Annotated in this window: 7 protein-coding genes and 4 tRNA genes; 7 read left to right on the top strand and 4 right to left on the bottom strand. The window is 69.1% G+C overall.

Annotation, left to right across the window (positions count from 1 at the left end):
• The 3 genes from ACWC21_RS06600 to ACWC21_RS06590 form a co-directional block, all read right to left on the bottom strand.
• A partial coding sequence (locus tag ACWC21_RS06600) for a hypothetical protein (protein ID WP_450878752.1) occupies positions 1-186 on the bottom strand: 186 nt, incomplete at its 3' end.
• Between the two features lie 318 nt (positions 187-504).
• Complete coding sequence (locus tag ACWC21_RS06595) at positions 505-1,023, bottom strand: hypothetical protein (RefSeq protein WP_450878750.1); 519 nt, start codon at positions 1,021-1,023, stop codon at positions 505-507.
• A 96-nt stretch (positions 1,024-1,119) separates the two neighbouring features.
• Positions 1,120-1,470, bottom strand: a complete 351-nt coding sequence (locus tag ACWC21_RS06590) for a metallopeptidase family protein (RefSeq protein WP_450878748.1) — start codon at positions 1,468-1,470, stop codon at positions 1,120-1,122.
• Between the two features lie 83 nt (positions 1,471-1,553).
• Between ACWC21_RS06590 and ACWC21_RS06585 the strand changes: the two genes are divergently transcribed.
• From ACWC21_RS06585 to ACWC21_RS06570, 4 genes are all read left to right on the top strand, one after another.
• Positions 1,554-3,146 carry a metallophosphoesterase family protein gene (locus ACWC21_RS06585; protein ID WP_450878746.1) on the top strand — a complete coding sequence of 531 codons (1,593 nt, stop codon included), beginning with the start codon at positions 1,554-1,556 and terminating at the stop codon, positions 3,144-3,146.
• An 80-nt stretch (positions 3,147-3,226) separates the two neighbouring features.
• Positions 3,227-3,299: transfer RNA gene (locus ACWC21_RS06580), tRNA-Glu, on the top strand.
• Positions 3,300-3,336: 37 nt separating this feature from the next.
• Positions 3,337-3,411: transfer RNA gene (locus ACWC21_RS06575), tRNA-Asp, on the top strand.
• 29 nt (positions 3,412-3,440) lie between these two features.
• Positions 3,441-3,514: transfer RNA gene (locus tag ACWC21_RS06570), tRNA-Phe, on the top strand.
• Between the two features lie 222 nt (positions 3,515-3,736).
• On the opposite strand, the gene ACWC21_RS06565 is transcribed toward ACWC21_RS06570, so the two are convergent.
• Positions 3,737-4,909 (bottom strand): RNA-guided endonuclease InsQ/TnpB family protein, encoded by a 1,173-nt coding sequence (locus ACWC21_RS06565; RefSeq protein WP_450878744.1) that lies wholly within the window; start codon positions 4,907-4,909, stop codon positions 3,737-3,739.
• A gap of 162 nt (positions 4,910-5,071) precedes the next feature.
• Here ACWC21_RS06565 and ACWC21_RS06560 point away from each other — a divergent pair, with 162 nt between their 5' ends.
• The 3 genes from ACWC21_RS06560 to ACWC21_RS06550 all read left to right on the top strand — a co-directional run bounded on the left by ACWC21_RS06560 (position 5,072) and on the right by ACWC21_RS06550 (position 9,603).
• Positions 5,072-5,383 carry a hypothetical protein gene (locus tag ACWC21_RS06560; protein WP_450878742.1) on the top strand — a complete coding sequence of 104 codons (312 nt, stop codon included), beginning with the start codon at positions 5,072-5,074 and terminating at the stop codon, positions 5,381-5,383.
• 74 nt (positions 5,384-5,457) lie between these two features.
• Positions 5,458-9,435 (top strand): ATP-dependent RNA helicase HrpA, encoded by a 3,978-nt coding sequence (gene hrpA, locus ACWC21_RS06555; protein ID WP_450878740.1) that lies wholly within the window; start codon positions 5,458-5,460, stop codon positions 9,433-9,435.
• Positions 9,436-9,528: 93 nt separating this feature from the next.
• Positions 9,529-9,603: transfer RNA gene (locus ACWC21_RS06550), tRNA-Asp, on the top strand.
• Positions 9,604-9,829 lie beyond the last annotated feature (226 nt).

Below are 9,829 nucleotides of genomic sequence, written 5' to 3'. Positions count from 1 at the left end.
GAAGGGGACGGTCACGCCGTTCTGCGCGAGCTTGCGCACGACGCCCTCGGGGAGACCGAGGTCCGCGAAGGTGACCTCGGGGGTGCTGGTCTCGTCGGCGGTCTCCGGCCCGGTGGTGTGGGCCTCGACGTTCTCGTCCTGGAGGTCCTCGGGGACGACGACGTGATCAGTACTGGAAATGGACATGCGTATGCGAAACCTTCCGGAGTCTCGTCGGCACGCGCCCGTCAACTCCGTGTTCGCAATACGACCGCCTCTATGCGGTCAGCCACGGCAAGGGAGAGTACGCGCCACACGGCGCGCTCTGCGGTGGCGCCGGGCAAATGGGATCAAACGATCTACCACCATACGCACCCACCACCCTCGAAGGCAAACCGAGCCCGATTGAGCTGCGTCACACGGTCCGGCATCTCGCGGTCGTGCATCTCGCGTTCGTGCACCGCGCGTTCGTGCACCGCGCGTTCGTGCACCGCGCGTTCGGGCACCGCGCGTTCGGGCACCCCGTCACACCGGGGACCCGGCCCGCGGCGCCGGCTCCCGCTCGACCAGCTGTGGCCCGGTCTCCTCGTGCGCCGACGACGAGGGCTCGGCGGACGGGGGCTCGCTGGACGGCGGGGGTGGCGGCGGAGGAGGCGGGGGCGTGGGCGTGGGCTCGGCCGTCCGCGAGGGGCTGGGCCGGACGTCGGTGGGCGCGGGCTCGCCCGGCTCGGCGGTCTTCCCCGGCTTCGCCCGCGCGGACGGGGACGCGCTGCCCGGCGCCGACGGCTCGGCCGAGGCCGAGGCCGGTTTCCCCGGCCTGGCCTTCCCGCCGTGCCGGTGCTTGCCGTCGGCCGCCCCGCCGTCGTACCCCCCGCCGCGCCCCGACACCACCGCCACCCCCTCGGGCGCCCGACCGTCCCGCTGTCCCGCCGAGTGCGCGGGTCTGCCCGGACCGGAGTCGTCGCCCACGCTCACACAGCCGGAGGCGGCGGCGAGGGCCATCGCCGTGGCGGCCAGACGGACGGGTACGGACAAGGGACGCACGGCGGCCACCTCCGAAGGCGGGGTGAAGAAGTCAACCTGCCCAACTCCCACCGCCCACAAGAGGACACGCGACCCGCCGGACGGACCTCTGGCGGCTCAGCCGTAGCCGAGCGTGTGCAGCCGCTCGTCGTCGATGCCGAAGTGATGGGCGATCTCGTGCACCACGGTCACCTCGGTCTCCGCGACGACGTCCTCCCGGGTCTCGCACATCCGCAGTGTCGGCCCCCGGTAGACGGTGATCCGGTCCGGCAGCACGCCCGCGTACCACTCGCCGCGCTCCGTGAGTGGCGTCCCCTCGTAGAGGCCCAGCAGCTCGGGGTCGTCGGCGGGCGGTTCGTCCTCGACGAACACCGCGACGTTGTCCATCAGCCGCGTCAACTCCGGCGGAATCCGGTCGAGCGCCTCGGCGACCAGCTCCTCGAACTCCTCGCGCGTCATCTCCAGCACAGGCCCATTGTCCGGTACGGCGCCCTCGTACGAAGGTCTTGGAGCACCGCATACCCGCGCACGGAGCCGGGCATACGGCACCAATGGCCCGCGCCCCCCTCGCAGCCCTGGACCACATGCTGAACCGCACCAAGAACCGTACCCACCGCATCCGGAAGAACCCCCGCTCCCGGAACGACCCCCGCCCCCTCCCCCCGCTCGAACTCGCCGCACGACCCAGCCCCTGGGTCCGTGCCCTCGGCCTCACCGGCGTCGTACTGGCCGGCGCCTGGCTGGGCCTGCTGATCGTGGGCGACGTACGGGTCCCGGTCGGCCCGATGAACACGACCATGACCCTGCGCCCGTCCCTGACCGGCGGCACCAAGATCAATGTCGCCCCGCTCGGTGCGCTCTCGCTGGACAGCCACGTCGCGCCGGTCCGCCTCGACGTCAGCGTCGACCAGCTCGACCCGGTGCGCTCCCAGGCCCTGGTCGACCACCCCGAACGCATCTCCGGTCTGCAGGACGAGATCGTCCACGACGTCGAGCACGGCACCGTCGACCTGGCCGTACGCTCCTGCGTCGCCGTGGTCGCCGGCGCGACGGCGCTCGGCCTCGCGGTCTACCGCCGCCCGCGCCGCGCCCTGGCGGCCGGCGGGCTGGCGCTCACCCTCCTCGCGGCGTCCGGAGCGAGCGCGTACGCCACCTGGAACCCGGAGTCCGTCCTGGAACCGCGCTTCTCCGGCCTGCTGTCCTCCGCGCCGTCACTCGTCGGCAACGCGCGCAGCATCGTCACGGAGTTCGACGTCTACCAGAAGGAACTGGCCCGTCTGGTGACGAACGTGACCAAGCTCTACGACGTCACGTCCACGCTGCCCGCCTACCAGCCGGACCCCACCACGATCCGGGTCCTGCACGTGTCGGACATCCACCTCAACCCGGCGAGCTGGAAGATCATCGCCTCGCTGGTGCAGGAGTACAAGGTGAACGTGATCGTCGACACCGGCGACACCATGGATCATGGCACGGCGGCCGAGAACGGCTTCCTGGACCCGATCGCCGACCTGGGCGTCCCGTACGTGTGGGTGCGCGGCAACCACGACTCGCGGGTCACCCAGCGGTACCTGGGGCGGATGAAGAACGTGCACATCCTGGACGACGGCAAGGCCGAGTCGGTGGCCGGCCTGCGCTTCGCGGGGATGGGCGACCCGCAGTTCACCCCCGACCGCTCGGGGCACCTCAGCGACGACCAGGAGCAGCTCGCGGGCGACCGGCTGGCCTCCGCCCTGCGCGACCAGCGGACCGCCGGCACCCCCGTGGACGTCGCCATGATCCACGAGCCCTCCGCCGCCCGTGAGACCGACGGCGAGGTGCCCCTGGTGCTGGCCGGGCACCTCCACCACGAGGGCGACGAGATCATGAAGAAAGGCACCCGGCTCCGCATCGAGGGCTCCACGGGCGGCAGCGGTCTGCGCGCCGTCGAACACAAGTACCCGGCACCGATCGAGGCGTCGATCCTCTACTTCGACCGGGACACCCGGCGCCTCCAGGCCTGGGACGCGATCAAACTGGGCGGCCTGGGGCTGACGACGGCCGAGGTCAGCCGCCACCTCCCGGAGGAGAACCAGCCGGGCGCGTCCACCACCCCGACGAGTCCGTCACCCTCGTCACCCCCGCCTTCGTCCACGGCGCCGTAAACCGTTTTGGCGATACCCCTCGCCATCCCATATGCTTCTCACGTCCCCGACGCGCTGAGAAGCGCCCAGGCGGGCCGATAGCCCTCATCGTCTAGCGGCCTAGGACGCCGCCCTTTCAAGGCGGTAGCACGGGTTCGAATCCCGTTGGGGGCACGCAACATCGTGTGCGACACTGTCGTACACAACGCTTGGTCCTGTGGAGCAGTTTGGAGTGCTCGCCACCCTGTCAAGGTGGAGGCCGCGGGTTCAAATCCCGTCAGGACCGCTGGGGTTTTGTTTCACGTGAAACCCCGTGGCTGGGTAGCTCAGTTGGTACGAGCGATCGCCTGAAAAGCGATAGGTCGCCGGTTCGACCCCGGCCCCAGCCACAGCTGAAGCCCCGATCTTCGGATCGGGGCTTTGTTGTATTCCTCGTGGATCACGCGCGTGTACGAGCGTCCGCGTCCGCTGCCGAGGTGCACGCGTACGAGCGTCCGCGTCCGCTGCCGAGGTGCACGCGTACGAGCGTCCGCGTCCGCTACCCGAGAGTAAGCTCCCCGGCTTGCAGCTCGCCCCCACCGATGGCTTCGGCAGTGGCGGCGCATCCAGCCCTACGCGATCAGCGTGAGGGCAGGGACCTGTGACTCGGCCCCGCAGACCCACATCCACCAGCCGCGTTGGCCGATGACGTGGGACGCATTCAGGTCCGCGTGCTCAACGAAGCCGCAGGACCTACAGGTGAAGACGGCCTGGCTCGGCCGGTTACGTCTGTCGATGTGATGGCAGCGGGAGCACTCCTGGCTGGTGTACGCCGGGTTCACATGGACCAGGGGGACTCCGGCCCTGCGTGCCTTGTAGGCGATGAATTCGGCGAGCTGGCCGAACGCCCAGGAGTTCATCGTGACGCGTTGGGGCTTCTTCAGCCGTGCCCGTTCGCGGATGCCGCCCAGAGCTTCGAGGGCGATGCCGCGTCCGGTGCGTTGTGCCTCCGTCACGATGTGCTTGCTGATCTTGTGGTTGATGTCTCGGGTCCGTCGGGCTTCCTTGCCCGCGTGACGCTTGGCGCGTCGTTTGGCGGAACGCGTGCCCTTCTTCTGGAGCCGGGTGCGGAGCCTTCGGTCGTTGTCCCGGGTGCGGTTGAGTCTCCTGCCGCTGTGTCGGTGTCCCGTCGAGGCGGTGGCGATGTTGGCGATGCCGAGGTCGACCCCGATGAACGCCTGGGGGCTCGGGTTCTTGGTGGCTTCGGGCACTTCGAGGGTTGCCAGCAGGTACCACTGGCCGTATCGGTGCTGGAGGTCGGATTCTCCCTGGCGGTACTGGGCGAGTAACTGCAGGTGCTCTTCTCTGCCCGTGTAGGCGAGGTGTTTCATACGGCCGGCGGTGGTCCAGATAGAGACGGTCCGCCGTTCCGGCTGCCAGGACAGCATGCGGTCGTCGTAGGGCTGGGCGGCATCCGGGCGGAAGGTGAGGGGCTTGCCGGTGGCTGCCAGGTGTCGCTTCGATCCGGGGCGGCCGAGGTTGCCGGCTTTGAGGTTGCCTTTGAGGGTCGCGTACGCGTCGCTGGTCTTTTTGATGACGTGCTGGGCGGCTTGGGCACCGAGGCCCCAGGTGTGCTTGATGTGGGTGTAGCTCGCGGCTCGCAGCTCGCGGTTGCCTGTGGTCCTTGTGGCGAACGCGGTGGCGGAGACGTGGTTGGCGGCTTCGTTGCAGGCGTGCAGGGTCGCTCCGAGGGCCTGGGCCTGTTCGGGCGTCGGAAGGAGCTTCACACGCACGGTCAACTTCACGAACTGGGACTCTATGAGCGATGTTTCGTTCGGTCTGGCGAACAGGGACGGTTCACTGAAGCGAGTGGTCATTCGAATGCGTGATCACTTCAAGGCTTGGCATGCCCGACGCGTGGCGCTACGTTCTGGCCGGTCTAGTGTGATTTCCGAGGGCGGGGGACGATGAGCCGGGACGAGATCAGATCCGGTGGGGACGTCGGGCTGGAGAAGGACCGGGCCCGGTACGGGTTACTGGCGGTGATCGTCAGCAATCTGGCCATCGCCGGGGTCGCGATCTTCGGCGTGTGGCGGCTCGACGGGGACAGAGCGGTGATCGTCGGCGTGCTGACGGCCGCGTTCACCGCGGTGAGCGGCACGACCACCGCCTACCTGGGCATCAAGGCGGTGTCCAACACGGCGAGGTCGATCGCCTTGGGTGACGGGCATCGCCGGGAGCCTCAGCAGACGGCCTCGTCGGCCCAGCGGAACGAGTAGCCGAGCCGCCTGCCGAGCCGCCGCGGGCAATTCGTTAGCCAGGAATTTCGCCGAGGTGAGATCCTGGACCGCGTATGTCTACGCACCCTGCCCCCGCCCTCGGCACCCTCGCCCCCCGCCTGACCGAGCTGTCGCTGCGCGACGCGCACCGGCTCGGGCGCAGGCTCGAGGGCGCGCGCAAGATCCGTAAGCCGGAGGCCCGCGCCGCCGTCCTCGCCGAGATAGCGGCAGAGGTGGACAAGGCCGAGGCCAGGATGGACGAGCGGCGCTCCCGTGTGCCCGCGGTCACCTATCCCGAGCAGCTGCCGGTCAGCCAGAAGAAGGACGAGATCGCGGCCGCCATCCGTGATCACCAGGTCGTCATCGTCGCCGGCGAGACCGGGTCCGGGAAGACGACGCAGATCCCGAAGATCTGCCTGGAGCTCGGCCGCGGTGTGCGCGGCATGATCGGGCACACGCAGCCCAGGAGGATCGCGGCCCGCACCGTCGCCGAACGTGTCGCCGAGGAGCTGGACAGCCCGCTCGGCGAGGCCGTCGGCTGGAAGGTGCGGTTCACCGACCAGGTGAACCCGGACGCCACCTTCGTCAAGCTGATGACGGACGGCATCCTGCTCGCCGAGATCCAGACCGACCGCGAGCTGCGCGCCTACGACACGATCATCATCGACGAGGCCCATGAGCGGTCCCTCAACATCGACTTCCTGCTGGGGTATCTCGCCCAGCTGCTGCCCCGCAGGCCCGACCTGAAGGTCGTCATCACCTCCGCCACCATCGACCCCGAGCGCTTCTCACGGCATTTCGGCGACGCCCCGATCGTCGAGGTGAGCGGGCGGACGTATCCGGTGGAGGTGCGCTACCGGCCGCTCCTGGAAGAGGACTCCGACGACGCCGACCGCGACCAGATCACCGCGATCACCGACGCCGTCGAGGAACTGATGGCGGAGGGGAAGGGGGACATCCTCGTCTTCCTCTCCGGGGAGCGGGAGATCCGGGACACCGCCGACGCGCTCACCAAGAAGCAGTACACCCGCGCCGGAGGCGCTGGTTGGCAGGGCACGGAGATCCTGCCGCTGTACGCCCGGCTCTCCCACGCCGAGCAGCACCGCGTCTTCCAGCCGCACAGCGGTCGCCGGATCGTGCTGGCGACCAACGTGGCGGAGACGTCCCTGACCGTCCCCGGTATCAAGTACGTCATCGACCCCGGCTTCGCCCGGATCAGCCGCTACAGCCATCGCACGAAGGTGCAGCGGCTGCCCATCGAGCCGGTCTCACAGGCCAGCGCGAACCAGCGCAAGGGCCGCTGCGGGCGGACCAGCGACGGTGTCTGCATCCGTCTCTACAGCGAGGACGACTTCCTCTCCCGACCGGAGTTCACGGACGCGGAGATCCTCCGTACGAACCTGGCGTCCGTCATCCTGCAGATGACCGCGGCCGGCCTCGGCGACATCGAGAAGTTCCCCTTCATCGATCCGCCGGACCACCGCAACATCCGCGACGGCGTGCAGTTGCTGCAGGAGCTGCACGCGCTCGACCCGGCACAGAAGGATCCGCGCAAGCGGCTGACGGACACCGGCCGCAAGCTCGCCCAGCTGCCCGTCGACCCGCGCCTGGCCCGCATGGTGCTGGAGGCGGAGAAGAACGGCTGTGTCCGCGAGGTCATGGTCATCGCCGCCGCGCTGTCCATCCAGGACCCCCGTGAGCGCCCCGCCGACAAGCAGACCCAGGCCGACCAGCAGCACGCCCGTTTCAAGGACGAGACCAGCGACTTCCTCGCCTACCTCAACCTGTGGCGGTACATCCGCGAGCAGCAGAAGGAGCGGGGCTCGTCGTCCTTCCGCCGGATGTGCAAACAGGAGTACCTGAACTTCCTGCGCATCCGGGAGTGGCAGGACATCTACACGCAGCTGCGCACGGTCGCCAAGCAGATGGGCATCCATCTCAACGACCAGGACGCCCCGGACGACCGTGTCCACGTCTCCCTCCTCGCCGGTTTGCTTTCGCACATCGGCATGAAGGACGTGAAGGACGGCGCGAAGAACGAGTACCTGGGCGCGCGCAACGCCAAGTTCGCCATCTTCCCCGGCTCGGCGCTGTTCAAGAAGACGCCCCGCTTCGTCATGTCCGCCGAGCTGGTGGAGACGTCACGGCTGTGGGCCCGGGTCAACGCCAGGATCGAACCCGAGTGGGTCGAGCCGCTCGCCGGCCACCTGCTGAAGCGGACGTACAGCGAGCCGCACTGGGAGAAGGACCAGGCGGCCGTGATGGCGTACGAGAAGGTCACGCTGTACGGCGTGCCGATCGTCTCCGACCGGAAGGTCAACTACGGCCGGGTCGACCCGGAGGCCAGCCGCGAGCTGTTCATCCGGAACGCGCTGGTCGAGGGCGACTGGCGCACGCACCACAAGTTCTTCGCCGACAACCGCCGGCTCCTCAGCGAGGTGGAGGAGCTGGAGCACCGGGCGCGGCGCCGGGACATCGTGGTCGACGACGAGACGCTGTTCGACTTCTACGACCAGCGGGTGCCCGAACATGTCGTGTCCGGTGCCCATTTCGACTCGTGGTGGAAGCGGAAGCGGCACGAGCAGCCGGATTTCCTCGACTTCGAGCGGGAGATGCTGATCAGGGAGTCGGCGGAGGCGGTCACCAAGACCGACTATCCGGACTCGTGGCGGCAGGGGAACCTGAAGTTCCGGGTGACGTACCAGTTCGAGCCGGGTGCGGACGCGGACGGCGTGACCGTGCACATCCCGCTGCAGGTCCTCAACCAGGTCACGGACGAGGGCTTCGACTGGCAGATCCCGGGGCTCAGGGAAGAGCTGGTGACGGAGCTGATCCGCTCCCTGCCCAAGCCCATCCGCCGCAACTACGTGCCCGCTCCGAACTACGCGCAGGCCTTCCTGGAGAAGGCGACCCCGCTCGCCGAGCCCCTCACCACCACCATGGCCCGCGAGCTGAAGCGCATGGTCGGCGTGCCCTTCGAGGCCGGTGACTTCGACTGGGCGAGGGTCCCCGACCATCTGAAGATCACCTTCCGGATCGTCGACGAGCGGCGGCGGAAGCTGGCGGAGGACAAGGACCTCGAGACGCTGAAGCTCCGGCTGAAGCCGAAGGCCCGCCAGGCCCTCTCGCAGGCCGCGGCGGCCACCGCGTCCCGGCAGGGCGGCGAGTCCCTGGAGCGCAAGGGCCTCACCGACTGGACCATCGGCACGCTCAGCCGGGTCTTCGAGACCCGCAGGGCCGGGCAGCCGGTGAAGGCGTACCCGGCGCTGGTGGACGACGGACCGACGGCGAACACCGTCTCGGTCCGGCTCTTCGACACGGAGGCGGAGCAGACGGAGGCGATGTGGCGGGGCACCCGGCGCCTCATCCTGCGCAACATCCCGGTCAACCCGGCGAAGTTCGCGTCCGAGAAGCTGACGAACGCCCAGAAGCTGGGACTGTCCGCGAACCCGCACGGATCGATCCAGGCGCTGTTCGACGACTGCGCGATGGCGGCGGCGGACAAGCTGATCGCGGACTTCGGGGGCCCCGTGTGGGACGAGGAGTCGTACCGCAAGCTGTACGACAGGGTGCGCGCGGAGATCGTCGACACGACCGTGCGGACCGTGAGCCAGGTGCAGCAGGTGCTGGCCGCCTGGCAGTCCTGCGAACGGCGGCTGAAGGCCGTACGGAGCCCCGTGCTGCTGCCGAACCTGGCGGACGTACGGGCTCAGCTCGACGGTCTCGTGAAGCCCGGCTTCGTGACGGCGGCGGGGATACGCCGGCTGCCCGACCTCATGCGGTACCTGGTGGCCGCCGACCGGCGCCTGCAGCAGATGCCGACCGGCGTCCAGCGGGACACCACCCGCATGGAGAAGGTCCACGAGATGCAGGACGAGTACGCCTGGCTCCTGGAGCAGCTTCCGCAGGGCCGCCCCGTGCCGTCCTCGGTGCTGGACATCCGCTGGATGATCGAGGAGCTCCGGGTCAGCTACTTCGCCCATGCGCTGGGCACGGCGTACCCCGTCTCGGACAAGCGGATCGTGAAGGCGATCGACGCGGCCGTCCCGTAGTCGCCCGCGTACGGGGAGTGAGTTCGACCAGGGCCCTCCCCCTCCTGTACAGTCCTTCTCGCAGCGCAACGCGACAAAGGCGCCGCGAAACCTGGTCCTGTGGAGCAGTTTGGAGTGCTCGCCACCCTGTCAAGGTGGAGGCCGCGGGTTCAAATCCCGTCAGGACCGCAAGCAAGGCCCGCTTCCTTGGGAAGCGGGCCTTCTTCGTACCCAGCGGAGGCCGCGCCCGCGGCGGAGCCGCAATCAGACACAGCAAATCCCGGCAGGACCGCAAGCAAGAGCCGCCCCCTGAAGGACGCGGGCCTTCTTCGTACCCAGCGGAGGCCGCGCCCGCGGCGGAGCCGCAATCAGACACAGCAAATCCCGGCAGGACCGCAAGCAAGAGCCGCCCCCC

This window comes from Streptomyces sp. NPDC001348, from assembly GCF_053597535.1.
This window is presented reverse-complemented; position numbering and strand designations above follow the sequence as displayed.